The sequence below is a fragment of the Nocardiopsis moroccensis genome (assembly GCF_055763695.1).
The window spans coordinates 5,387,664-5,412,119 of sequence record NZ_CP199747.1 but is presented as its reverse complement, the minus strand read 5'-3'; the positions used below and the strand labels follow the sequence as shown (position 1 = coordinate 5,412,119).

Annotated in this window: 24 protein-coding genes; 16 read left to right on the top strand and 8 right to left on the bottom strand. The window is 71.3% G+C overall.

The features are described 5' to 3' along the window. Positions 1-50 precede the first annotated feature (50 nt). Positions 51-545, bottom strand: coding sequence for a MarR family winged helix-turn-helix transcriptional regulator (locus ACUKCB_RS23915; protein WP_473037839.1), 495 nt, complete (start codon positions 543-545; stop codon positions 51-53). A gap of 249 nt (positions 546-794) precedes the next feature. Here ACUKCB_RS23915 and ACUKCB_RS23910 point away from each other — a divergent pair, with 249 nt between their 5' ends. The 8 genes from ACUKCB_RS23910 to ACUKCB_RS23875 all read left to right on the top strand — a co-directional run bounded on the left by ACUKCB_RS23910 (position 795) and on the right by ACUKCB_RS23875 (position 9,755). Continuing rightward, the gene (locus tag ACUKCB_RS23910) at positions 795-3,752 is read left to right on the top strand and encodes a Na+/H+ antiporter subunit A (protein ID WP_473041116.1); all 2,958 of its coding nucleotides are present in this window, start codon (positions 795-797) and stop codon (positions 3,750-3,752) included. Further along, positions 3,749-4,579 (top strand): Na(+)/H(+) antiporter subunit C, encoded by an 831-nt coding sequence (locus tag ACUKCB_RS23905; protein ID WP_473037838.1) that lies wholly within the window; start codon positions 3,749-3,751, stop codon positions 4,577-4,579. Before ACUKCB_RS23910 ends, ACUKCB_RS23905 begins: the two co-directional genes overlap by 4 nt. A gap of 2 nt (positions 4,580-4,581) precedes the next feature. Beyond that, the gene (locus tag ACUKCB_RS23900; protein WP_473037837.1) at positions 4,582-6,243 is read left to right on the top strand and encodes a Na+/H+ antiporter subunit D; all 1,662 of its coding nucleotides are present in this window, start codon (positions 4,582-4,584) and stop codon (positions 6,241-6,243) included. Next, positions 6,240-6,851: a Na+/H+ antiporter subunit E gene (locus ACUKCB_RS23895; protein WP_473037836.1), complete on the top strand. Its 612-nt coding sequence runs from the start codon at positions 6,240-6,242 to the stop codon at positions 6,849-6,851. Before ACUKCB_RS23900 ends, ACUKCB_RS23895 begins: the two co-directional genes overlap by 4 nt. Further along, positions 6,848-7,171, top strand: coding sequence for a monovalent cation/H+ antiporter complex subunit F (locus tag ACUKCB_RS23890; RefSeq protein WP_473037835.1), 324 nt, complete (start codon positions 6,848-6,850; stop codon positions 7,169-7,171). The genes ACUKCB_RS23895 and ACUKCB_RS23890 overlap by 4 nt, the downstream gene beginning before the upstream one ends. Next, positions 7,164-7,574 carry a monovalent cation/H(+) antiporter subunit G gene (gene mnhG / locus ACUKCB_RS23885; protein WP_473037834.1) on the top strand — a complete coding sequence of 137 codons (411 nt, stop codon included), beginning with the start codon at positions 7,164-7,166 and terminating at the stop codon, positions 7,572-7,574. The genes ACUKCB_RS23890 and mnhG overlap by 8 nt, the downstream gene beginning before the upstream one ends. Before the next feature lie 495 nt (positions 7,575-8,069). Further along, positions 8,070-8,981 carry a hypothetical protein gene (locus tag ACUKCB_RS23880; protein ID WP_473037833.1) on the top strand — a complete coding sequence of 304 codons (912 nt, stop codon included), beginning with the start codon at positions 8,070-8,072 and terminating at the stop codon, positions 8,979-8,981. A gap of 123 nt (positions 8,982-9,104) precedes the next feature. Continuing rightward, entirely contained in the window at positions 9,105-9,755 is a 651-nt protein-coding gene (locus ACUKCB_RS23875) for a hypothetical protein (RefSeq protein WP_473037832.1), read from the top strand. A gap of 164 nt (positions 9,756-9,919) precedes the next feature. Here ACUKCB_RS23875 and ACUKCB_RS23870 read toward each other — a convergent pair whose 3' ends face one another. Further along, positions 9,920-10,132, bottom strand: a complete 213-nt coding sequence (locus tag ACUKCB_RS23870) for a type II toxin-antitoxin system HicA family toxin (protein ID WP_473037831.1) — start codon at positions 10,130-10,132, stop codon at positions 9,920-9,922. Next, positions 10,129-10,362 (bottom strand): type II toxin-antitoxin system HicB family antitoxin, encoded by a 234-nt coding sequence (locus ACUKCB_RS23865; RefSeq protein ID WP_473037830.1) that lies wholly within the window; start codon positions 10,360-10,362, stop codon positions 10,129-10,131. The genes ACUKCB_RS23870 and ACUKCB_RS23865 overlap by 4 nt, the downstream gene beginning before the upstream one ends. Before the next feature lie 388 nt (positions 10,363-10,750). Here ACUKCB_RS23865 and ACUKCB_RS23860 point away from each other — a divergent pair, with 388 nt between their 5' ends. Next, positions 10,751-11,800, top strand: a complete 1,050-nt coding sequence (locus ACUKCB_RS23860) for a methyltransferase (RefSeq protein WP_473037829.1) — start codon at positions 10,751-10,753, stop codon at positions 11,798-11,800. A gap of 179 nt (positions 11,801-11,979) precedes the next feature. Here ACUKCB_RS23860 and ACUKCB_RS23855 read toward each other — a convergent pair whose 3' ends face one another. Both ACUKCB_RS23855 and ACUKCB_RS23850 read right to left on the bottom strand, forming a co-directional pair. Beyond that, a complete protein-coding gene (locus ACUKCB_RS23855; RefSeq protein WP_473037828.1) occupies positions 11,980-12,417 on the bottom strand; it encodes a hypothetical protein in 438 nt (145 codons plus the stop codon). A 103-nt stretch (positions 12,418-12,520) separates the two neighbouring features. Next, positions 12,521-13,621, bottom strand: a complete 1,101-nt coding sequence (locus ACUKCB_RS23850) for an enoyl-CoA hydratase/isomerase family protein (protein ID WP_473037827.1) — start codon at positions 13,619-13,621, stop codon at positions 12,521-12,523. 68 nt (positions 13,622-13,689) lie between these two features. Between ACUKCB_RS23850 and ACUKCB_RS23845 the strand changes: the two genes are divergently transcribed. Both ACUKCB_RS23845 and ACUKCB_RS23840 read left to right on the top strand, forming a co-directional pair. Then, positions 13,690-14,196, top strand: a complete 507-nt coding sequence (locus ACUKCB_RS23845; RefSeq protein ID WP_473037826.1) for a hypothetical protein — start codon at positions 13,690-13,692, stop codon at positions 14,194-14,196. 234 nt (positions 14,197-14,430) lie between these two features. After that, positions 14,431-15,519 (top strand): IS110 family RNA-guided transposase, encoded by a 1,089-nt coding sequence (locus tag ACUKCB_RS23840; protein ID WP_473037825.1) that lies wholly within the window; start codon positions 14,431-14,433, stop codon positions 15,517-15,519. Between the two features lie 160 nt (positions 15,520-15,679). On the opposite strand, the gene ACUKCB_RS23835 is transcribed toward ACUKCB_RS23840, so the two are convergent. Next, a complete protein-coding gene (locus ACUKCB_RS23835; protein WP_473037824.1) occupies positions 15,680-16,273 on the bottom strand; it encodes a TetR/AcrR family transcriptional regulator in 594 nt (197 codons plus the stop codon). Positions 16,274-16,752: 479 nt separating this feature from the next. Between ACUKCB_RS23835 and ACUKCB_RS23830 the strand changes: the two genes are divergently transcribed. Both ACUKCB_RS23830 and ACUKCB_RS23825 read left to right on the top strand, forming a co-directional pair. Next, the gene (locus ACUKCB_RS23830; protein ID WP_473037823.1) at positions 16,753-17,856 is read left to right on the top strand and encodes a WD40/YVTN/BNR-like repeat-containing protein; all 1,104 of its coding nucleotides are present in this window, start codon (positions 16,753-16,755) and stop codon (positions 17,854-17,856) included. A gap of 1 nt (position 17,857) precedes the next feature. Then, complete coding sequence (locus ACUKCB_RS23825) at positions 17,858-18,142, top strand: MoaD/ThiS family protein (protein ID WP_473037822.1); 285 nt, start codon at positions 17,858-17,860, stop codon at positions 18,140-18,142. Between the two features lie 70 nt (positions 18,143-18,212). On the opposite strand, the gene ACUKCB_RS23820 is transcribed toward ACUKCB_RS23825, so the two are convergent. Continuing rightward, complete coding sequence (locus tag ACUKCB_RS23820; RefSeq protein ID WP_473037821.1) at positions 18,213-19,466, bottom strand: DUF418 domain-containing protein; 1,254 nt, start codon at positions 19,464-19,466, stop codon at positions 18,213-18,215. A 244-nt stretch (positions 19,467-19,710) separates the two neighbouring features. Here ACUKCB_RS23820 and ACUKCB_RS23815 point away from each other — a divergent pair, with 244 nt between their 5' ends. The 3 genes from ACUKCB_RS23815 to ACUKCB_RS23805 all read left to right on the top strand — a co-directional run bounded on the left by ACUKCB_RS23815 (position 19,711) and on the right by ACUKCB_RS23805 (position 22,748). Then, the gene (locus tag ACUKCB_RS23815; protein WP_473037820.1) at positions 19,711-20,934 is read left to right on the top strand and encodes a sensor histidine kinase; all 1,224 of its coding nucleotides are present in this window, start codon (positions 19,711-19,713) and stop codon (positions 20,932-20,934) included. Further along, a complete protein-coding gene (locus ACUKCB_RS23810) occupies positions 20,931-21,581 on the top strand; it encodes a response regulator (RefSeq protein WP_473037819.1) in 651 nt (216 codons plus the stop codon). The genes ACUKCB_RS23815 and ACUKCB_RS23810 overlap by 4 nt, the downstream gene beginning before the upstream one ends. Positions 21,582-21,734: 153 nt before the next feature. Then, positions 21,735-22,748 (top strand): zinc-binding dehydrogenase, encoded by a 1,014-nt coding sequence (locus tag ACUKCB_RS23805; protein ID WP_473037818.1) that lies wholly within the window; start codon positions 21,735-21,737, stop codon positions 22,746-22,748. A 44-nt stretch (positions 22,749-22,792) separates the two neighbouring features. Here the strand turns inward: ACUKCB_RS23805 and ACUKCB_RS23800 are convergent, their stop codons facing one another. Next, on the bottom strand, positions 22,793-24,355 hold the full coding sequence (locus tag ACUKCB_RS23800) for an SDR family NAD(P)-dependent oxidoreductase (RefSeq protein ID WP_473037817.1): 1,563 nt from the start codon (positions 24,353-24,355) through the stop codon (positions 22,793-22,795). Positions 24,356-24,456 lie beyond the last annotated feature (101 nt).

Below are 24,456 nucleotides of genomic sequence, written 5' to 3'. Positions count from 1 at the left end.
GATCTGCCCACGGCAGAGGCGCCCACGGTCCGGTCAGGCCCGGGGGCGGATCAGGTGTCCTCTATGGCCTGGCGCAGATCGCGCAGGACGTCGAGGACGACGGGGCGCAGCGAGGGCCTTATCGCGTCGAAGACCTGGCGCTGTTTGCACTCCATGTACCTGCGGCGTTCGGCGAGGACCCGCTCGCCCTCCGCCGTGATGGTGACCACGGTGCTGCGTTCGTCACGTTCGGAGCGGCGCCGGACCACCATCCCCTTGCGTTCGAGCTGCTGGATCATGCGGGTGGCAGAGGGAGAGGACACGCCGACGATGTGGGCGACCGCGCCGACACTCGGGCCGTCCATCCCGCGCACCGCCTCCATCAGCAGCGACTGTGTCAGTGTGAGGTCCCCCGCACCGCGGTGGCCGTGCCCGCCCCGGGAGCGGGCGTGGAGTGCCGCGTTGATCAGCTCGGTCCACACACGTTGGAACTCTTCGAGCTCCGCCGTCTCGAACTCGGCGGGTTCCTGCTGGTCAGAACAGGGCTCGGGGGTCTCGTCGGGCACGAAACAGTCCTCGCAGGCTGGGCGTGTCACGCGGGTACTCGACCCGCGCGGTGGTTTGACGTTTGTGTAGTCTAGCTATTAGATAGCTTATGTACGCAAATTCCAGTAGATCCATGCCCCCTCGAAACGCTGGCGACACCCCGCCCCCTGATCCGGTTGCGGGCGAAGCGATCCGCCGCGGGGGCGGTGGACGTCCGCCCGAACACCCGGGCGGGCCCGGACCGGTCCGGGAGGGGCGCATTGACAACAGTGCTGGTCGCGCATTTCATCACCGCTGCGGTCGCACCGTTACTGGTGCGCCTGTGGGGCCGTAACGGCTTCTACGCGCTCGCGGTCGTCCCCGGTCTGGCCACCGTGTGGGCCCTCCTCCAGCTTCCGGACGTGCTCCGCGGCGGCACCCGGTCCGAAAGCACCGAGTGGGCGCCCGAGTTCTCGCTCCGGCTCGGCCTGCACATGGACGCCCTCGGCCTGGTGATGACACTGATCGCCGCCGGCGTGGGCACTCTGATCCTGGTCTACTGCGCGCGTTACTTCGAGGACTCCGAACCCGGCCTCGGGCGTTTCGCCGGCGTGTTCGTCGCCTTCGCCGGTGCCATGCTCGGCCTGGTCCTGGCCGACGACCTCATCCAGCTCTTCGTCTACTGGGAGCTGACCACGGTCTTCTCCTACCTCCTCATCGGCCACAAGGCCGAGGCGAAGGAGAGCCGCCGCGCGGCGATGACGGCCCTGACCGTCACCACCTTCGGCGGCCTGGCGATGCTGGTCGGCATGATCCTGCTCGGCGAGGCCGCCGGAACCTACGTGATCACCGACATCGTCGCCGACCCGCCCGCGGCCGGCGCCGCGGTCAACACGGCCCTCGTGCTGATCATGGTCGGGGCGATGTCCAAGTCGGCGCTGTTCCCGTTCAGCCTCTGGCTGCCCGCCGCCATGCAGGCGCCCACACCGGTCTCCGGGTACCTGCACGCCGCGGCGATGGTCAAGGCCGGCGTCTACCTGGTCGCCCGCCTCACCCCGGCCTTCGGCGACACCGTCGTCTGGCAGGGCATGGCCCTGCTCTTCGGTGTGGTCACCATGCTCCTCGGCGGCTGGAAGGCGCTGCGCCAGTTCGACCTCAAGCTCGTCCTGGCCTACGGCACCATCAGCCAACTCGGGTTCCTCATCGCCCTGCTGGGCACCGGAACCCGGGCCGCCGCCCTCGCCGGCATCGCGATGCTCATCGCGCACTCGCTGTTCAAGGCCCCCCTGTTCCTCGTGGTCGGCATCATCGACCACAGCACCGGCACCAGGGACCTGCGCGAGCTTTCCGGCCTGCGCAGATCCATGCCCGCCACCTTCTGGACCACGGTCCTGGCACTGGCCTCCATGGCAGGGCTGCCGCCCACAGCGGGTTTCGCCGCCAAGGAGCTCGCCTTCGGCGCCTACACCCACGGCAGCACACTCGACACCCTGGTCCTGGCCGGCCTGGTCGCGGGCTCGGCCCTCACGGTCGCCTACAGCCTCCGCTTCCTCTGGGGCGCCTTCCTCGACAAGGAGGGCGTGCAGCCGACCCCGGTCCACGCCCCCGGCCCCCTGTTCCTGGCGCCCGCGGCCGTCCTGGCCGGACTGGGCCTGTTCGGCGGCCCCGCCTCCGGCTGGGCCGACCCGTTCCTCGCGGTCTACGCCGACACGGTCCCGCCGGGGCCGCACGAGGAGTACACCACCCACCTCGCGCTGTGGCACGGCTGGGAACCTCCGCTCCTGCTCTCCGCCGCCTGTGTGGTCAGCGGCCTGGTGCTCTTCCACTTCCGGCACCGGGTGGTGTGGCTCGGCAACCGCCTGTCCTTCGTCAACCCGGAGCGCAACTACCGGCGGATGCTCGCCGGGCTGGAGAACCTGGCCCTCCAGGTCACCGGTAGCACCCAGCGCGGTTCGCTGCCGGTCTACCTCGGCACCATCCTGATCGCCCTGGTGGTGGCCGCCGGAGTCCCGATGGTCACCGGTCGGCTCTGGGAGGGCCCCAGCCCCGACCTCCGTCTCTGGGACACCCCGGTCCAGGTCATCCCGGCCCTGATCATCGTCATCACCTGCCTGCTGATCCTGTTCGTGCGGCGGCGCCTGTTCGCGGTGATCCTCGTCGGCATCGGCGGGTACGGCGTGGCGGCCCTGTACTACCTCCAGGGCGCACCGGACATCGCCCTCACCCAGTTCCTCGTGGAGACCGTCAGCCTGGTGGTCTTCGTCCTGGTGCTGCGTCGCTTCCCGACCCACTTCTCGGTCCCCGCCCTGCGCGGCCGCCGTATCTGGAACATGGCCATCGGCCTGGCCACCGGCCTGGTGATGGCGTCGATGACCTGGTTCGCCCTGGCCGGACGGCAGGAGCCCTCGATCTCCGAGGGCTATGAGGCCGCCGCCCACGAGGCGGGCGGCTACAACATCATCTCCGTGCTGCTGGTCGACGTCCGCGCCTGGGACACCATGGGCGAGATCTCGGTGCTCGCCGCCGCGGCCGCCGGTGTCGCCAGCCTGATGTTCGTCCGCCGCCGGGCCCAGCCCCGCAAGGCGCCCGGCGGGGTGATGGCCCTGTCCGTCACACCGCCCCCGGAGCCCGCCGCCGGACACACCCGGCCGGACCTGGGAGAACTCCGGATCGCGCCGCGGAACCTGCACGTCAAACCCCGGTGGGAGCGCACCTGGCTGCCCGGGGCGGGAAACCTGCCCACCGAACGCCGGTCGATCATCTTCGAGGTGGTGTCCCGCTTCCTCTTCCCGGTGATCATGGTCCTCTCGGTGTACCTGCTCCTCACCGGCCACACCGACATCGGCGGCGGGTTCGCCGGCGGCATCGTGGCGGGCCTGGCGTTCATCGTCCGCTACCTGGCGGGCGGCAGGTTCGAGCTGTACGCCACCGCGTGGGTGCAGCCGGGCGCGCTGATCGGCGCCGGCCTGGCCCTGGCCACCGGCACCGCCCTGGGCGGGGCGGTCTTCGGCGGGGACGTCCTCGCCGGCGGCGACACCCACATCAGCTTCGGCTTCCTCGGCGAGGCCCACCTGACGGTCTCCCTGATCTTCGACATCGGCGTGTACCTGCTGGTGATCGGACTGATCCTGGACATCCTGCGGAGCCTGGGCGCCCGGATCGACGAACAGATCGAACGGGACGCCGTACAGGTGGGGAAGACCGCCGGGGCCGAGGGCCGAGCACGCGCCGAGGAGGTCACCTCGTGAACGAGTCACCAAGCCTGACCCTCGTCCTCGTCATCGGTGTCCTGGTGGCGGTCGGCGTCGTGCTCCTGCTGGAGCGCAGCCTGACCCGGGTGCTGCTGGGCTTCATCGTGATGAGCAACGGCGTCAACCTGATGATCATGGCCATGGCCGGCCAGGGGGGCGGGCCCCCGCTCCTGTGGTTCAACGACGCGGACGAGATGACCGACCCCCTGCCGCAGGCGATGATCCTGACGGCCATCGTCATCACCCTCGGCATCACCGCGTTCCTGTTGGCCCTCGCCTATCGGAGCTGGCAGCTCGAAGGCAACGACGAGGTCCAGGACGACGCGGAGGACCTGCGCATCCTGCAGGGCGAGGGGCGCCGCGCCGTGCGGCAGCGCTTCCTCAAGGAACGCCGCAGGCTACGGGCGGACATCCGCCGCCAGCGCGCCGAACTCCAGGCCACCATCGCCGCGGCCGACGCCCAGGAGCTGGCCGAACAGGCCCGTATCAAGGCGGAGATCGCGGCCGCCCAGGCCGAACTGGCCAGATTCGAGGTCGAGGCCGAGGACGGCCGCTCCGACGAGCACTCCGAGGAGACCGTCCGCCGCCTGACCGACCGCCAGCAGAGCATGGTCAACCAGGTGACGGAGCTGCGCGGCCGCATCCGGCTGGGCCGCAAACGACTGCGTGAGCACCGGCGCGCCGACCGCGCCGCCGAGCGCGAGCTGTGGCGTGAACTGCGCCGCCGCATCCGCTCGCAGCGGCGCCAGGCGCGCCAGACCATGAGGGCGGAGCGGGAACGCCTGGCACGCGCCGAGGACAGCGAACTGCAAGGGAACGACTGACCATGGGATGGGACTACTTCGCCGGCATCCTCCACTACCTCATTCCCCTGCCGGTGGTGCTGCCGCTCTTCGCGGCCGGGGTCAAACTGGCCATGGGCATCCGCTGGCCCCGGGTCCAGCAGTGGCTGAGCGTCATCTCGCTGGCGCTGGTGCTGGTGATCGGGGCCGCGCTGATGGTGGGCGCCGACGTGTTCGGCCCCCAGGTGGTCCACGTGGGCGGATGGGAGGCCCCGGTCGGCATCAACCTGGTCGCCGACCGGCTGTCCGCGCTGATGGTGACGGTGTCGGCGGCGATCACGCTGGCCGTGCTGGTGTACTCCATCGGCCAGGGGATGGCGGGCAAGGCCGAGGTGGCGCCGCTGTCGGTGTACCAGCCGACCTACCTGATCCTGGTCGCCGGCGTCTCCAACGCCTTCCTCGCCGGTGACCTCTTCAACCTGTACGTCGGGTTCGAGATCCTGCTGACCGCCAGCTACGTGCTGCTGACCCTGGGCGGCACGCAGTCGCGGATGCGGGCGGGCGCCATCTACGTGGTGGTCTCGCTGGTCTCCTCGGTGCTGTTCCTCATCGCCATCGCGCTGGTGTTCGGCGCGACCGGCACGGTGAACATGGCCCAACTGGGCGAGCGCATCCCCGAACTCTCCCCCGACCTGGCCCTGGTCCTCCAGGTGATCCTGCTGATCGCGTTCGGTATCAAGGCCGCGGTGTTCCCGCTGGCCGCCTGGCTGCCGGACTCCTATCCGACCGCGCCCGCCCCGGTCACCGCGGTGTTCGCGGGCCTGCTGACCAAGGTCGGCGTGTACGCGATCATCCGCACGCAGACCCTCCTCTTTCCGGGGACCCAGCTCAACAACGCACTGATGTGGGTGGCCCTGGCGACCATGCTCATGGGCATCCTGGGCGCCGTGGCACAGACCGACATCAAACGTCTGCTGTCGTTCACCCTGGTCAGCCACATCGGCTACATGGTCTTCGGGGTGGCGCTGGGCACCGAGCAGGGCATGGCGGGGGCGGTGTTCTACATCGCGCACCACATCACCGTGCAGACCACCCTGTTCCTGGTCACGGGGCTGATCGAACGTCGGGGCGGGTCCACCTCCCTGGACCGCCTGGGCGGTCTGGCCAAGATCGCCCCGGTGCTCGCGGTCCTGTTCTTCATCCCCGCGATGAACCTGGGCGGCATCCCGCCGCTGTCCGGTTTCCTGGGCAAGGTCGGGCTGCTGCAGGCCGGTGTGGACGCGGGCACCCCGCTCGCCTACACACTGGTCGGCACCTCGGTGACGACCAGTCTGCTGACCCTGTACGTCATCGCACGGGTGTGGAACTACGCGTTCTGGCGCACTCCGTCCGAGGGCATGGTGGCCGAACCCGGCACCGTCCTGGAGGACTCCGAAGCCGACGACACCTCGACCGCGGCACTCGGCCCCTCGGAGGAGGCGGTCGGCCCGTCCTCGCGACTGAGCGACACCACCACCGCGGCCACCCCGGTGGTGACCTCGGTGGTCCTGCCCAAGAGCATGGTGGGCGCCACGGTCGCACTGGTCGCGTTCGGCCTGGCCATGACCGTGTTCGCCGGACCGCTCATCGGCTACGCCTCCAACGCGGCGGTCGACCTCCAGGCCCAACGGCCCTACATCGAAGCGGTCCTGGGAGGTTCCCGATGAACGACCTGAAGACCAGGAGGGGCAGGGGCCTGAACGCGCTCCGGCGCCGGCTCGGCAAGGTGCAGATCCCGGTCGCCCTCGGGATGACCCTGGTGTGGATGCTGCTGTTCAAGGGGTTCGAACCCCGCCCGGAGTCCCTGGGGATCGCGCTCCTGGGGTTCCTGGTGTCAGCGGCGATCATGATGGTCTTCCCGCTGCCGCCCATCGTGCCCGGTTTCCGCTTCTGGCCGGTGCAGTGCGTCCGCCTGTTCTGCCACGTCCTGGGGAAGATGGTCGTCGCCAGCTTCCAGGTGACGGCACAGGTGTTCCGCCCCGGCCCCCCGGTGCGGAGTTCGGTGGTGGCCGTGCAGATGCGCACCGACTCCGACCTGATGCTCGTGTGCACCGCGATCGCCGCCTCGGTGATCCCCGGCAGCGTGATCGTCGAGGTCGCCCAGCCCGAACACATCCTGTACGTGCACATGCTGGGCGCGGAGAGCGACGCCGAGGCGCAGAAGTCCAAACAGATCATCCTCACCCTGGAGGAGCGGATCGTCCGGGCGCTCGGCACCCGGAAGGACATCAACGACCTGGAGGCCGCGACGGCGGCCGGGAAGGAGAACACGTGAGCGCGCTGTGGGTCGTCATCGCCGTCCTGCTCGGTGTGGCCTCGCTGCTCGGCACCGCCCGGCTCCTGCTGGGGCCGAGCATCCTGGACCGGGCGCTGTCCGTGGACGTGCTGCTGGCCTCCGCGCTGACCGGGCTCGGTGCCTACGCGGCCTTCAACCGTGATCCCACGATCCTGCCCACTCTGCTGGTGCTGTCGCTGCTGGGTTTCGTCGGATCGATCAGTATCTCCAAGTTCGTCGCCAGGCGTCCCGAGGAGCACGTCCGTCCCGAGGACACCGTGTACCCGGCGACCATGGAACAGGGGGAAAGCCGTGAGTGAGCAGTTCGTCAGCGTCCTGGACTGGGTCGCGATCCTGTGCATCCTGGCCGGGGCCCTGCTGTCCTTCGTCGCCGCGGTGGGCCTGATCCGCTTCCCCGACCTGCTCTCCCGGATGCACACCGCGGCCAAGCCGCAGGTACTGGGCATGCTGTTGGTGCTGCTCGGTATCGGGCTGCGCATCATGCCGGTGGAGGAGACCGGGGTGTTCGACTTCGGCACCCTGATCCTGGTCGGCCTCTTCCAGATCGTCACCGTCCCCGTCGCGGGCCACATCGCGGCCCGGGTGGGCTACCGGACCGGCCGGATCCGGCACGACCTGGTGGTCACCGACGAACTGGAGGAGCGGCTGGAGGCCAAGCGCCGTGCGGTACGAGACCGGCCGTCCGGCGAAGGCACGTCCTAGCGGGGCACCCCGCACCGACTCGGCGTGCGACCACGCCCCGCCCCCACGAGTCCCCCATGCCGTGGACAACCAGACCGCCGTCACCGGCATCATCGTCTTCGTGGCCCTGTCCCGCCGCCCGCGGCGGTCGCGGTCGGGGTGGCCGCAGCGCTGCGCCGAAGCCCGGCTCGCGAGCCGACCCTCGCCCCCAGCGGTCCACACCCTCCGCCGCACACCGTCCACAGCCCCTCAGCAGGACTGAAACCGAAAGCAGCAGACCCCCTTATGCCGATCCCCGAAGAAGGCCCACCGCACGGCGGGCACCAGCAGCCCTCCGCTCCTCCGCCACCTCCACAGGACCTGAGCCTGCCCAAGGCCCCGCAGGGCGCCCCGCCCCCACCGCCCCCGCAGCACCTGCGACCGCAGCACCCGCCCGTCGCGCACCCCCAACACGCCGGCCCCCACGATTCGCCAGTCGCACCGGCAGGACCGGGCGCCGAGGAACCACTCCCCGACGTGAAGCCCGCCCGGTTCTGGTACTGGGTGGGCGGCGCGGTCTTCCCGGTGAACCTGCTGATCAGCATCCTGCTGCTCAGCGACAACCCCGAAGCCTCCCCGGCCCTGATCGTCGGCGGCATCCTGTCCCCGATGCTCACCTTCCTGGTGTCGCTGGTCGTGTGCGTGACCGTACTGGTCATACGCACCAGCAGGCTGTCCGGCCGGCGCGCACAGCGCCGGTACGCGGCCGCGGCCGCCCACGCCCCTCCCCCCGGTTACGCCGCGTCCCCCGGATACGTCGTGGTCCCTCCCCCGGTGCACGTCCCCGCGCAGGACGTCCGGCCCAGACTCCGCTGGATGCTGCTCGGGCCCTTCGGTCTGGTGCTCTGCGTCGCGCTGGGCGCGTCCGCCTTCTGGCTGTTCGGCAGCAACGCTCCCCAGGACCGACCCGAGTTCGCCTCCGAGGTCGTGCCGGGCGGCGGCAGCACCGTGTTCCAGGTGGAGGCGGGACAGACGGACTCGCTGGGCCTGTACGTGGCGCCCCGCGACGGGGACCCCGACTCCTGCCGCCTGTCCGGCTGGGGCAGCCCCCGACTCGTGGAGAGGGTCGTCAGCTACAGCCACGGCGAGTGGCGGCTGGCCCACTCGGTCTCGGTCAGCTCCCCGGGCCAGTACACACTGGAGTGCTCCGGCTCCTCCGACACCGAGTACGTGATCGCCGACACCGACCTCGCGGTCGAGTACGACCAGGCCATGCTCACCGGGTTCGGGACACTGATGCTGTCGGTCGCCCTGGGCGCGCTCCTGTCCGTGGCCCTGCCGGTCGCGGTCGCGATCAGGCGCGGCAACCACCGGCGGCGACTGGTCCGCGAGTACCAGGCCCACGCTTACCACGCCTGGGTCAACGGGCAGGGCCGGCGGCACGGCTGACGTCCCCGACAGGAGACCGTCAGGGAGGAGTCCGGAACCGGAGTGCGCCCTCCGTGCATCACACCGGACACCGGCGGGCGCCCGCCGGTGGAGCCCACCCGTACCCGGCACGAAGGTGCAGCCATGAGTTTCCCCCACCCGCCACCGCACGGCCACCCCGGCCCGGTGCCGATCCGCATCGACCCGCGTGAACTGCGTCCTGGCCGGTTCTGGTACGCCGTGGGCGCCCTGGTCCTTGTCGGCGGGCTCGTTACGGCCCTCGTCGGATTCCTCGTCTCCGTTCTCTCCACGGTGGCCCTGCCGGAGTTCGAGGCCCGGGTGTCCTCCGGTCAGGAGGCCGTCTTCACCGTGACGGGGACCGACACCCTCCTGGGCCTGTACTCCTCCGGCGGGGCCGCGGACACGTGCGTCCTGGTGCGCCCCGACGGCACCAAGTCCGGGTTCGGCCTACCGGGTTACAGCCACGACGTGGACACCGGTTCGGAGAGCTGGTCGCTGGTCGGGGCCCAGGAGGCGCCGGGGGCCGGGGAGTACACGCTGTCCTGCCCCGGCACCTCCGGCGGCGCGGAGTTCGCGGTGGCCGACGTCGGTGACGGCGGTGCCGAGTTCGTCCGGGGTGTGGCGGGCACGTTGCTGTGGGCCTTCGTCCCGTCGTTCCTGGGCCTGCTGCTCGGGCTGCCGATCCTCATCACCACGGCGGTCCGACGCAACCGGCACAGGCGGCGTCTGCTCGTCGAACGCCGTCAGGGCTTCCACGGGCCGGCGACCGGCTAGGCCAGACGGTGCCGAAGCCCTCGACGGCCGACGGGGGCTCTCCGACGGGCACGGAGAACAGCACGCGAGGATGCCGTGGACCACGGCCGGGCGGTCTCCCCTGCCCGAGGTTCGCCTACCTCAGGGAAGAACGTGGCAGCCGCGCAGGAAGCCTCCGGGACCGTTCAGAGGAGGTCGCGAAGTTCGTCGGCGGTCAGTCCGGCCTGCTTGAGGATCGACGCGGTGGTCCCGCGTTTGAGTTCCTTGTGCAGCGGGACGACGACCACCCGCGAATCTCTCCTGAGCTTCGCGTGGTCCCCCTTGGTCCGGACACCGACCTTCTGGAAGGCAGAGACGACTTTGGCACCAGAAGAGATCGGAACGAGGGAAGGACTCACGCGGGCAAGCGTATGTCGATCTCCCTCGCCCTGCTGGCGGTTTGCCTGAAATGACGCACGGCCTCTTCATCATCCTCGAAGCACAAATCCAAGGCTTCGGTGAGCGCGGCCAACGCCTCCTGCTCCGTTTCGCCCTGGGAGGCGACCTCAACGTCCATCGCGCGTGCCACATACCCACCAGCGTCAAGGTCAGGCGTCACCGTGACGGCCAAGTGCAGTGTGCGCTCCATAGCCAACAGAGTATCCCCGCCAGTTGCGATTGGTGGTGATTAGTTGCCAACCAATGGCAACCAGGCACTCCTTGCATAGCATCAGTTACTAAAAGTAGTTAAAAGGTTGCCTGGTGCGCCCTCACGCACACATGTTAGGTCTCAGGCTTGATGGGATCATCACTCCGTTCGGCTGCACCCAGCACGGGCGGGCGGGCCTGGTCAACGGGGTGAGCGTCAGCGCACTGCTGGCCGGGGTCGCTGTTCCGCCCCAGGACAGGGCGCGGCGGGCCCGGCCCCGCCGTGCGCGGTGTGGCCGGAAGCGGCCGTTACGGCACGCCGCCCCCCGGACGCCCGGGCCCGTGGATAACCTCCCGGAGAGAGAGCGGCGAGACCGAGGGGGCGTTCGATGGGCGTGGAATCCGAGAGCACCCGGGCGGCCAGGGAGGCGGCCGCCCGGCTCTGGGCCAAGGCCAGCCTGGTCACCCCGATGGCGATCCGGGCGGTGGCGACCCTGAGGGTGGCCGACCACCTGGCCGACGGTCCGAGAACCGCCCGGGAACTGGGCGAGGCGGTCGGAGCGCGGCCCGAGGCCCTGGCCCGGGTGTTGCGGCACCTGGCGGGCGAGGGCCTGTTCGCCCGGGAGGGCGAGGGCCTGTTCGCCCGGGAGGGCGAGCGGTACGCCCTCACCGGGACCGGCGCCTCGCTGCGCTCGGACCACCCGTACTCGCGGCTGGACTGGTTCGCCGCCGACAGCGCGCACGGACGGGCGGACCTGTGCCTGGCGGAGCTGGCCGAGGCGCTGCGCACCGGGGAGCCCGCCTACGGGCTGTACTTCGGAGGTTCCTCGTTCTGGGAGGACCTGTCCGCCGACCCGGAGCTGTCCGCCTCCTTCGACAACATCATGGGGGCGCGCATGGCCGCACAGGCGCGGACCCTGGCCGGGATGTACGAGTGGGAGGCGCTGGAACACCTCGTGGACGTGGGCGGCGGGGACGGTTCCCTGCTGCGGGTGCTGCTGGAGCGCTTCCCCCGGCCGCGCGGTACCGTCGTGGACCTGCCCGGACCGGCGGCGGCCGCCCGGGAGGCCTTCCGGCACGCCGGGCTGGCGGACCGCGCCACGGCGGTCGAGGGCAGCTTCTTCGACCCGCTGCCCGAAGGCGCGGACGCCTACCTGCTGTGCTGGATCCTGCACGACTGGGACGACGCCTCGGCCCGCGCCATCCTGCGGCGCTGCGCCGAGGCGGCCGGCCCGAGCGGGACCGTCCTGGTCGCCGAGTACGGCGGCGGGGAGGCGATGAGCGAACTCGACGTGCGGATGCTGGCGTACTTCAACGGGAGGGAGCGGGACGGCGAGGAGTTGGCGGCCCTGGCGGCGGAGGCGGGGCTGAGCCTGGCCGGGGACCACGAATCACACGGGATCAGGCTCCAGGAGTTCACCGTCGGCCGCCCCGAGTGACCCGGGCCGCGCCCGCACCCGCCACCACGGGAGACGCCGCCCCTCCGAATCCGCTCCCCGTCGACGGGCGCGCCGCCCGGCGCTCTCCGCCTCGGGCACGGTGTCTGTGAGGCACACGGCCAAGGTACGGGGTTCTGGTCCCCGGCCCCTTTCTCCGACGGGCTCGACGGCCCCGACCGTCAGCCGCCGGTGTACTTCGCGCCCCGCTGCGTCACCTCGAACCACTCCCGGGAGGGAGCCCTCTCCACGAGCAGGACGACCGCGACGGCCAGCACCAGTGCGATGACGGCGTTGAGCCACCGGCCCAGCACCAGGTTGAGCAGCACACCGGCGAAGCCGAGACCGGCGGCCACCCGGGCGAACACCTGCGCCCGCCGCCCGCCCCGTTTCACGGTGGCCGCGACGTAGTAGTCGAAGACGGCCATCGCGACCCCGAGCAGCAGCAGGAACGCCAGCACACCCTTGGTCGTCCCGTAGTCGACATCGGCCTCGGACCGGCTCATGCTGTCCAGGATCGCCAGGGTGAAGACGTAGGACAGGCCTCCGAGCGCGAACCTGACGAAAAGCAGGATCCGCGCGACGGACAGGGTCTGGGGCAGCGGGTGGTGATACGACACGGGGGCTCCTGGCACAGTCGTGGGGGTGGTCTGTCCAACAGATGTACCACCCGGCCTCCTCCCGAAACACCCGGTTCCGTTCGGTTCGTCCTGCCGACGGGGGCTACGGTCCCGTCCGCGTGGTGCCCGCCCCGGGCTCGGCGAGACCGAGCGGCCCGTCCGGGGCGGGGTCGAAGGCCCGGGCGACGTCGGTGTCGGCGACCTCCGCCAGCGCGGCCGGGGACCACCTGGGCCGACGGTCCTTGTCGATCACCTGGGCCCGGATGCCCTCCGCCAGGTCCGGCCAGGCCAGCGTGGCCGTGGAGACCCGGTACTCCTGTTCCAGGACCTCCTCCAGGGTGGCCAGCGCGCGGGCCCGGCGCAGCGCCGCCAGGGTGGTCTTCACCGAGGTCGGCGACTTGCCCTCGATGGTCTCGGCCGCCTTCGCCGCCTCCGGGTCGCCGTGGGCGCGCAGCCGCGCCACGATCTCCTCGGCGGTGTCGGCCGCGTAACAGGTGTCGATCCAGGCCCGGCGGGACGCCAGGTCCCCGGCTGGTGCGGTCTGCGCGAAGCGGCCCACAACCTCGACGACGTCGGCCTCAGTGACCGTTTCCGAGAGCGCACGGACCAGTTCGGGCAGGTGTTCGGAGGGCACGTGGTGGTCGGCCATGCCGGTGTACACGGCGTCCGCCGCACCGACCGCGGTACCGGTGAGCGCCAGATGGGTCCCGGTTTCGCCCGGGGCCCGTGACAGCAGGTAGGTGCCGCCGACGTCGGGCACGAACCCGATGGTGGTCTCCGGCATGCCCACCCTGGAGCGCTCGGTGACCACACGGACTCCGCCATGCGCGGAGACACCGACCCCGCCGCCCATGACCACACCGTCCATGAGGGCGACATACGGCTTGGGATAGCGGGCGATCTGGGCGTTGAGGTGGTATTCGTCCCGCCAGAAGTCGGCTGCCCGCCGGTCCCCGGTCACGGCGCTGGCGCGGATGGCTCGGATGTCGCCGCCCGCGCACAGGCCGCGTTCACCGGCACCGTCGAGCAGCACCACCGATACCCTCTCGTCCTTCTCCCAGACGGTGAGGGCGTCCGCGAGCACACGGACCATGCCGTGGTCGAGGGCGTTGATGGCGCGCGGCCGGTTGAGCGTGGCCCGGGCGAGCGAGCCGTGGACGCGCAGCAGCACCGTGGCTTCGTCGGGGGTCCCGTCACTGGTCATCCGGCGGCTCCGGTGGTCCGGCGGGTGATGATGGGGCTCATGGTATCGGTGGTTCCTTCCAGGATTCGGTGCGCCCGAAGGCCGCACACGATCCTCTCAACACCGTCCTCGGCCCGGTAGCCGTGCCCCCCGGGGGAGCCCCCGTCGTCCTCTCGGCCGCCGCCCATGGAGACAACCCGGCGGTGCTCAAGGCCACCGAATCGGCCCTGGACGGCCTGCCCGAACACACCCGTCTCATTTACTATGACTTCATCGAGTCCAAGCTCAGCGCGGCGGCTCGACTGATGTGGGAGGAACTCATGGCAACCGGAACCTACGAGTGGCAGAGCGACTTCGCCCGCAAGTACGTCGGCCAGGGACGCGAAGAGGGGCTTGAGGAGGGCCGAGAGGAAGGCCGGGAAGCAGGCCTGGTCCAGGGCAAACGAGAGGCGCTCCTCCGCCTTCTGGACGTACTCCCCGTTTCGGTCGGGCCAGACGCGCGCAGGCGGATCGAGGAGTGCACCGACTCCGACCGGCTCGACATCTGGATCACCAGGGCCGTCGGGGCGAAACACACCGACGAGCTCTTCGACTGACTGTGAGGATGTGTAGTGGCTTCTCCGGCAGGTCTGACCCACCGACTGACCGACACCGCAAGGTTGTCCTTTACGGGATTCGTCGGCCTGCCCGGGGAAGCCACCGCACGCGACCGGACGGGCGACCGTGACCTCATAGGAGCTTGGTCGAGAAGCCCCGCCACAGTCTTGTCCGCCCGCCCGGCCGGCGCGTGCCGCCCCGACGGAACCAGCGACAGGACGACCATGACCAGCATGACCGATCAGCCCCTCGTTGTCACAGCGGGCGTGGACACCCACGGTGACACCCACCACGCCGCCCTCATCGATCCCCTCGGCCGCCACCTGGCCGACGCCGAGTTCCCCGCCACCGGTACCGGCTACCGCCGCCTGGTGTCCTGGCTGTGCTCCCACGGCACGGTGGACGCGGTCGGGGTGGAGGGCACCGGCGCCTACGGCGCTGAACTCGCCCGTGTGCTGGGCGGTGCGGGCCTGGCCGTGGTCGAGGTGGACCGCCCCGACCGCAAGACGCGCAGGATGAAGGGCAAGTCCGGCCCCATCGACGCCTACGCCGCCACCGCGGTGGCCTCGGGGCGGGCGTCGGGCACGCCCAAGACTCGTGATGGGATCGTGGAGGCGATCCGTTCCCTGCGGGTGGTGCGCCGCTCGGCGGTCAAGGCCCGCACCCAGGCGATCAACCAGGCCCGCCAGTTGGTGGTCACCGCCCCCGAACAGGTCCGGACCCCGCTGCGCGGGCTGGCGGTGGCGAAGCTGGCCGCGGTGTGCTCCCGGTTGCGTCCCGGTACGGACCTGGCCGACCCCGCCCAGGCGGTCAAGGCCGCTCTGCGCCGTTTGGGCAAGCGGATCGGCGCCCTGGGCGAGGAGATCGCCGAGTTGGATGTCGAGCTCAAAGCCCTGACCCACCGGGCGGCCCCCGAGCTGCTGGAGCTGAAGGGGGTGGGACCTGACGTGGCCGGGCAGTTGTTGGCCACGGCCGGGGACAACCCCGACCGGTTGGCCTCGGAGGCGGCGTTCGCGCATCTGTGCGGGGTCGCGCCGATTCCGGCCTCCTCGGGGAGGCGGGATCGGCACCGGCTCAACCGGGGCGGTGACCGGGCCGCCAACCACGCCTTGCACACCATCGTGCTGGTGCGGATGCGCTGGGACGAGCGCACCCGCGCCTACGTGGAGCGGCGCACCGGGCAGGGCCTGGCCAAGAAGGACATCATGCGCTGTTTGAAACGCCATGTGGCACGCGAGGTCTACAAGGTCCTGACCAGGCAGGCCAGGGTCCTTGAGAGCGGGCTTCCACCCGCCCGACACGATCTCGCCCAAGCTGCTTGACATCTATAGGAGCATCCCGCAGCACACACGGGGGCCGGGCGCACCGCGTCCGGCCCCGTCGTCGCTCACCGGCCCCGCTCACCGCGTGCCTTTGACCGCGACCTAGCCTGGTGCCGTGCTCCGGCCATCCGCCCGGGACCGCCCCGGGGCCCGGGCGGGGTCAGTTCCCGAGGGTGTGCAGCATCCCGTAGGCCTCGTCCACCCGTGCGGGGAAGAGCTCCGGGCCCTCGGCCAGCCGCATCGCGGTGAGTTCGCAGGCCATCGCGGCGTGGCCGGCCAGGACGGCGGTGTTCTCGGCCGCCCCCGCCTCGGTCAGGGCCCCGGCGAGGCGGAACGCCCGCTGCTGTCGGGTGAACAGGTAGCGGGATCTGAGGTCGACGCTCTCTCTGAGCAGGCGGACCAGAACCGCGGAGTGGGCGGGGGACAGCGCGGCGTAGGGCCTGGTGGCGACAGCGGCCTCGCGGAGCAGGGTGAGCGCGGCCCCGAGGTCGCCGCCCAGCGGCCGGTCCGCCTTGTCGAGCACGTAGGCGCACATGCGGTCCACCTCGGCGCCGTCGTCGGCGAACAGCACCTGTTGTTTGTCACCGAAGTACCGGAAGAAGGTGGTGCGGCCGACCTCGGCGCGTTCCGCGATGGCGGCAACCGTGACGTTGTCGAATCCGTGCTCGGCGAAGAGTTGGAAGGCTGCTGACACGATCGTGGCCCTCGCCTTACGACGTTTGCGAGCGTGGAGTGTGTCCGGGGGGTGGTGCATGAGGCGACCCTATCGAGTGGGAACTCGGTTCTCTTTGGTACGCGGGACCGGCCATAGGGACGGTGGTCCCGAAACGGACCGGGAGACCGAGGGAGCGGGAAGTCTTCCGGGCTGGATGACGGGCTGTCACCGGCCATCCGAGGCCTGGGAGAGCCTCGGATGCGAACACCGGTTGGCCCGGGAGTTTATTGCAAAGAGATCTGGTACTGACAACCGCCTTCCCCTGACCGCGGAACCCTTGCCCGGAAAAGGTTCCCTCCTCACAGAACTTATCCCTCCGAGAGGGTCACCATTTTCACTCAAGGCGAATTAGTCACCACGGCAAATCGTTCGGGTTCCTAACTATTAACTTACCGAGACGTCCGTAACCCATCGGGCAAGGCCACCCCGGCAACCCCGGGCCCCTCCCCGCCGACCCTCCCCCGAATGTCGCACCCCTGTGCCAGAGTGGAGACCTGTCTCACACTCGGGGGTTCGTCATGGCATATCTCCTGGTCATCGGTACACGTAAGGGCCTGTTCACGGCCCGGAGCGAGGATCGGCGTGCGTGGGAGGTGAACGGACCGCACCGCCTCGACGAGGCCAACGACGCCGGGATGAGTCCCGTCTACACCGTCGGGATCAACCCGCACACCGGACGCCTACTCGCCGGAACGGAGAGTTGGCACTTCGGACCGAGCGTCTGGCACAGCGACGACCTCGGCGACACCTGGGCCGAACCGGGGGCGCCGCCGATCGCCTTCCCCGAGGACACCGGGGCCTCACTCACCCGCGCCTGGCAGTTCGCCTTCGGCCCGGACCCGGACACCGTCTACGCCGGGGTGGAGCCGCACGCCCTGTTCCGGTCCTCCGACGGCGGCGACAGCTTCGACCTCGTCCGCGCCCTGTGGGACCACCCGCACCGGAGCAACTGGTTCCCCGGGGCCGGGGGCGCCGCGATCCACACCGTCCTGCCCGGCGTCCTCGGCGCGGGACGCCGCTCCCCCGAGGCGCTCACCGTGGCGATGTCCACCGGTGGTGTCTACCAGACCGAGGACGGCGGAGCCAGTTGGGCGCCGACCAACCGCGGTATCTCCGCGGGGTTCCTGCCGGACGAGGAGCCCGAGTACGGCCAGTGCGTGCACAAGGTCGCCGTCGCCTCCGACGGCTCGTTCTACGCGCAGAACCACCACGGGGTCTACCGGAGCTCGGCCCCTGCCGACGACGGCTGGAGCCGGATCGAGGAGGGCCTGCCCACGGACTTCGGCTTCGCGATGGTCACCCACCCGCACCGGCCAGGGACCGCGCTGAACTTCCCCGTGGTCAGCCAGGAGGTGCACTTCCCGCCGGACCACAGGCTGAGTGCCTACCGCACCGACGACGGCGGCGACTCCTGGCGGCCGGTCAACCAGGGTCTGCCCGAGGACCCGTACTTCGGGATCGTGCTGCGCGACGCCGCCTGCACCGACGGCGCCGACGTACCCGGCTTCTACTTCGGAACCCGGTCCGGGGACGTCTACGCCATCACCGACGACGGCGAACGCTGGCACCAGGTGGCCGCGCACCTGCCCGATGTGCTGTGCGTCCGGGCGGGGCAGGTGTGAGATGCGGGTGACCGTGCACCTGACCAGCGTGCTGCGGGCCGACGCCGAGGGGGCCGCACACGTCCTGCTCGAGGTCGCCGACGGTGCCGCGTTGAGCGGGGTACTGGACGAGTTGGCCGCCCGCCATCCGGGCCTGGACCGGCGGATCCGGGACGAGCGGGGCGAACTGCGCCGGTACGTGAACGTGTTCGTGGACCAGGACGAGTGCCGGTCCGTCGGCGGGCTGGACGCCCCCGTCCACGAGGGGGCGGACGTACGCCTGCTCCCCTCGGTGGCCGGGGGCTGAACCGAGGGGCCCGGGACCGAAACGAACGTTTCCGGGCCCAGGCCCCTCGTGTCACGTGCCGGCGGTGCTGCTATTCGGCGTGACCGCCGTGCCCGGGCCGCCCGGCGCTCTCCGGACGCCCCGGCTCCCCCTCGCCCCGCACCCCGCGCATCGGCATGGGACGCAGGTAGGTGAGGCTCCGCCAGACCCACTCCAAGGGGCCGAGCCTGAAGCTGCCCAACCACCAGCGGGCGAAGAGGGCCATCACCACGAAGTAGGCGGCGGCGATCCCGTACTGCGCCAGGATCGGGATCACCCCTTCGAACGGCTTCATGGTCAACAGGAACACCGCGGTGCTGCCCAGGTAGACGGTGAGCGTCATCCGCCCCAGCGGGGCCAGGGCGCCCAGGGCCCTGGCTGCGGTCCGGTCACGAGTGAACAGCCACCACACCAGGCCCAGGAAGAACAGGCCTCCGCCCAGGCCGGAGAGGCTGCCTCCGAGGGACATCATCATGTCCGCGCCGGGATGGACCACCGGCATGCCGTCGGGTCCCAGCACCGGGATGCCCTGGGCGTCGAACTCCATCGGGAAGAACAGATCGGAGCCGAACATGGTGACCATGCCGAGCACCTGCCCGACCAGTCCCGCCCACAGCAGGCGCAGCGGAAGCCGGGTGGGCTCGCCAGCGGTCTCCGAAGCGAGTTCGGGCCTGCGGGCGAGCCACACGCCCACGCAGAAGAACCCGAGGGTCTGCGGGATCAGGCTGACCAGGTCGCCAGGGCCGCCCGGGAGCAGCTCGCCCGCCCCGTAGGCGAGGAACGGCGCCGCGACGAACAGGGCCGCCGCGAACCAGAACGGCCGGGCCCGCGAGCCGGACAGCAGGAACGGCATCAAGGGGGCGAGCAGCAGTACGGTGAGCGAGTAGTGGGTGAGGATGTCCCCGGAGAACACCATCAGGTGCGGCGCCCCGAAGAGCAGGCCCAGGACCACGTAGCGGCGCAGCATGAGCACCATCGGCCGTCCCCCGTGCCGGGCCGCCGCCCGCCAGGCGAGGACGGCGCCCACGCCCAGCAGCAGCATGAGCAGCGCACGGGCCTTGCCGGACATCAGCACGCTCAGCCCGCCGTCCACGACCGAGGCCAGGGTGCTCGGTTCGCGCTCTCCGAGCCGTTCCGCGGCGAAGACGACGGTGGGCGCGTTCATCGCCACCACACCGATCATCGCCAGGGCGCGGGCCGCGTCCAGGAAGGCGACCCTCCTGCGGGGCGCGGGCGCTCCCCCGTACACGGGTGTGCGCGGGTCTGCTTCGGGCGGCGCTGCGGCCGGGGTCGGCTCTGCGGTCACGGGTCCTCCTTGTGAGACGGCCCCCAGCATCACCCGCCCGGCACCCGCCGCACATCACCCGAACAGCCGAAACGCCTCCCCCGCCGAGTCAGCCTTTCGGCCGATCGACGGCGCCCGGCGACCGACGGCGCACCGCTCCCGCCGGAGGGGCCCGGCGGGACTCCCCGTCCCGCCGGGGAACGTGCTCCGCGGTTCGTCCCTTTGACCGATGCCCGCTCCGGGGCGTCGGCCTAGCCTGAACACCATGACCCGCACCACCGCCCTGAACAGGTTCTTCGCCGCGTTCGACCAGAGGTCCCGGACGCTGCGGCACCTCGCGGCACCCGGCCTGTCCGCGATGATGATCCTGCTGTGGGCGCTGGACCTGCGGGCCGCGCTGCAGATCCCGACCATCGAGGACTGGCCCGGCCCGCCCACGGGCCCGATGGACTTCGCCGGTGTGGCCTCCGGGGCGGTCTGTGTCCTGGCCGTGGTCCTGGTGTCCGTGCCCCGGGCGGGTCCCCGGGCGACGCTGGCGGCCGGGGTCACGGTGTCCCTGTCCGTCCTGACCGTGTCGACACTGCTGTGGCCGCTGCCCAAGGGGATGTTCGGCTTCCCGACCACCATGGCCGAGACCGCCGGAGTGATCGTGGTCCTGGCCCTGGCCGGACTGCGCTGCCGAGCCTGGCAGATCGCCGTGGTGTCGGTACTGGCTCTGGCCGCCTTCTTCTCCGACTACCTGCGCGAACCCACCGGCCTCTACCTCTCCAGCACGCTGCTGATGGTCGCGACGGGGCTGGCCCCGGGCCTGTACCTGCGCTGGCACGCGGCCGAACGCCGAGCGCACGTGGAACGGGTCCGGTCGGCGGAGCGGCTGGCCATCGCCCGCGACCTGCACGACGTGGTGGCCCACGAGGTCACCGGGATCGTGGTGCAGGCACAGGCGCTGCGGCACATCGCGGACCGGAACCCCGCAGCGGTCCGGGCCGCCCTGCCCGAGATCGAGGCGTCGGGCACCCGGGCCCTGGAGTCCATGCGGGGGATGGTCTCCCGGCTGCGGGCGCCGGGTGAGCCACCGCTGGCTCCCAGCCCCGCCGAGGGGCTGACCGCGCTCGCCGCCCCCGCCGCGCCCGGGCGGCCCGAGGTGACGGTGCACCTGTCCGGCCCGATCGGGGAGCTGCCCCCGGAGGTGGGCACGGCGGTGCTGCGGATCGCCCAGGAGTCGGTGACCAACGCGCTGCGGTACGCCCGGGGCGCCACCCGGGTGAGTGTGGTGGTGACGGCGACGGACGAGGAGGTCCTGGTCCGGGTCGAGGACGACGGCCGGGGCGCCGGGAGGCCGGTGGGCGGCGGCCACGGGCTGGTGGGAATGACCGAACGCGCCCGGCTGCTCGGCGGTGAGCTGACGGCGGGCCCCGACGGGGTGGGGCAGGGTTGGACGGTGCGGGGGACCATCCCCGCCCGAAACGGAGGGGACGGCCGGGAGTGACGGTTCGGGTACTGCTCGCCGACGACCAGCAGATGGTCCGGACGGGTTTTCGCTACATGCTCGACGCCGAGGACGGGATCTCGGTGGTCGGGGAGGCCGGTGACGGGATCGAGGCGGTCCGGCTCGCCCGGGAGCTGCGGCCGGACGTGGTCCTCATGGACATCCGGATGCCCGGGATCGACGGTCTGGAGGCGACCCGGCGGTTGGCCGGTCCGGACGTGGCCGACCCCCTGCGGGTGGTCGTGGTGACCACCTTCGACCTGGACGAGTACGTGCACGCGGCGCTGACCGGCGGCGCGGTCGGCTTCCTGCTCAAGGATGCGGGGCCCGCCCTGCTGGTCGAGGCGGTACGGGCCGCGGCCAGGGGTGACGCGCTGGTCTCGCCCCGGATCACGGTGCGTCTGCTCCGGCACTTCGCGAGCGCCCCCGCCCCCCGGCGGGACCCGGCCGGGGCCGGGCTGACCGCGCGCGAACTGGACATCGTGCGCACCGTCGCGCGCGGGCTGACCAACACCGAGGTGGCGGCGGAGCTGCACGTCACCGTGAGCACGGTCAAAACGCACCTGGCCCGGGTCCAGGAGAAGCTGGGCGCCCGCAACCGGGTGGAGATCGCCGCCTGGGCGTACCGGGTCGGACTCATGTCCTGAGCAGCCGCGGAGGGCCGCGGCGCTGTCCGCTTGACGAAAAAGTAAGCGGTTTCTGACCCTTTTCGCCCGTGTCGTCCTTGTAGACACCCCTGCACGAAGCGTGATGATCAGTGGGGGAATGAGTGTCAACGACACGACTGCGAGGAATGACCTATGGCCACCATGCGCGCGGCCCGACTGAACACCACCGACCGGTCCTTCGGGGTCACCGACGTCCCCAGGCCCGTTCCGGGCCGGGGCCAGGTCCTCGTCCGGGTCCGGGCCGCCGGTGTGTGCCTGTCCGACATCCACCTCATCGACGGCTCACTGAGCCCGCTCCACCTCGATGGCGACACGGTCACCCTGGGGCACGAGGTGGCCGGGGTCGTCGAGGAGCTGGGCCCGGAGGTGTTCGACGTCGGAGCCGGCGACCGGGTGGCGCTCCAGGCGGGCGAGTACGACCGGCGCGGGCGCCTGCTCACCCGGGGCGTGGACTACGACGGCGGGTGGGCCGAGTACGCACTGGCCGCCGAGGAGACACTCGTCCCGATCCCGGACGACCTGCCCTTCGAACAGGCCGCGATCATCCCGGACGCCGTCTCCACACCCTGGGCCGCGGTGACCGCCACCGGTGACGTGCGCCCGGCCGAGGCCGTGTGCGTGTGGGGTGTGGGCGGCCTGGGTGCACACGCCGTCCAGCTCCTGCGGATGGTGGGCGCCGCGCCGATCATCGCCGCCGACCCCGACGAACAGGCCCGGGACCGCGCCCTGACCTACGGGGCGGACGTCGCCCTGGACTCCACGGCACCGGACTTCCTCACCCGGGTCGGTCAACTCACCCACGGCCGCGGCCTCGACGTCGCCTTCGACTTCGCGGGGGTGCCGGTCGTGCGCGAGCAGGCGATCCAGGTGCTCGGCGAGCACGGCCGCCTGGTGCTGGTCGGCCTGACCGCCAAACCGCTGGAGGTCGAGGACGGCACCCGGTTCAGCTACCTGCGCCAGCAGATCCTCGGCCACTACGGTTCGGAGCCCGAGCACGTGACCCAGCTGGTGGACCTGGTCCGGGCGGGCCGTCTGGAGTTCAGCCGCTCCATCAGCGGCACGTTCACCCTGGAGGAGGCCCCCGAGGCCGTGGAGCAGTTGGAGAAGCGGATCGGTTCCCCGGTCCGTCTGGTTCTGCTGCCCTGACCTGCTCGGCCCGGGCGGGTCGCGGGGCCGGGCCCGGGCGGTGGTCACCAGTTCGCGGGCCGGTAGTCCTTGAGGAAGCAGCCGTGCAGGTCCTCGCCGAGTTCCCCGCGGACGATGGGGTCGTACACGCGGGCCGCGCCGTCCTCCAGGTCCAGGGGCGCGTGGAAACCCGCCTCGGCCATCCGCTCCCGGTCCGGGTGCGGCCGCTCGTCGGTGATCCACCCGGTGTCCACACTGGTCATGAGGATGCCGTCGGTCTCCAGCATCTCCTGTGCGCTGGTCCGGGTGAGCATGTTCAGCGAGGCCTTGGCCATGTTGGTGTGCGGGTGGCCCGGCCCCTTGTACCCGCGGCCGAACACGCCCTCCATCGCGGACACGTTGACGATGTACTTGCGCCGGGCCGAGGAGGCGGCCATCGCCGGGCGCAGCCGGTCGACCAGCAGGAAGGGCGCGCTCACGTTGCACAGCTGCACCTCCAGCATCTCCACCGGGTCGATCCCGCCGATCCGCTGGGTCCAACTGTTGACCGGCGCCAGGTCCGGCACCAGCCCGCCCGCGTCGATCGCCCCTCCCTCGCGGACCCGGTCCGGGTGCGCGGCGCCGGTGGTCAGCGCCAGCGAGGTGAGCATCTCGGGGGTCAGGGTGTGCGGCGCGGCCTCGGCGACCTCCGCCTCCGCTGCGCCCGACAGCTCCCGGGGCCGGACCCCGCCGAGCACCAGCGGTTCGGGCAGCCCCTGACCGGTGACCGGTTCGGCCTCGGCCGCGAGCAGCGGGGCGTAGGAGCCCGGTGAGCGGCGGACGGTCTGTGCGGCGTTGTTGACCAGGACGTCCAGCGGCCCCTGCTCGGCCACCGAGTCGGCCAACCGCACCACCTGGCCGGGGTCGCGCAGGTCGAGGCCGACCACCCGCAGCCGGTGCATCCACTGGCCGCTGTCGGGCATCGCGGCGAACCGGCGCACGGCGTCGTTGGGGAAGCGCGTGGTGATCGTGGTGTGGGCGCCGTCGCGCAGGAGCCGCAACGCGATGTACATGCCGATCTTGGCACGGCCGCCGGTGAGCAGGGCCCGCCGCCCGGTCAGGTCGGTCCGGGCTCCGCGGCGCTGCCGGTTGAAGGCGGCGCACCCCGGGCAGAGCTGGTGGTAGAAGGCGTCGACCTCCTGGTACTTCTGCTTGCAGACGTAGCAGGGCCGGGCCTTGCGCAGGACCCCGGCGAGCCGCCTGCCCTCGTCGGCACCATCCGCGCCGGTAGGGCCCGTGTCGGCGAGACCCTGGTCGGCGGTACCGCTCCCTGCGCCGTCACCGTCCTCGCCGTCGGCCAGGGCACGGCTGGTCAGGGCACGGCCGTTGGTCTCGTCGTCGATCCGGTCCGGCGCGGCCGTGGCCGTGGCGGCGAACACGGCCTCGTCGTGGGCCCTACGGGCGGCCTGGCGCTCCTTGCGCCGACGCTCCTTGAGTGCCTTGAAGAGCCGGGCGGTGGCCCGCTGGAGGGTTTTGGAGTCGTCGTGGTCGCCGGGCAGCGCCTCCGCCTCGGCCAGTACCTCCAGGCACACCCGAAGTCTGTCCGGGTCGATCCCGTCGACTGTCGTCCGCGTCACCGTTTCCGTCACCACTGCACCCCGCCGCTGTCTCCGATGGCCACCCTGCCGGGCCATCAGGAACCCTATGCGCACTCCGGCACCGGACGGTCTGGGCGTCTTTTCTCCCGTTC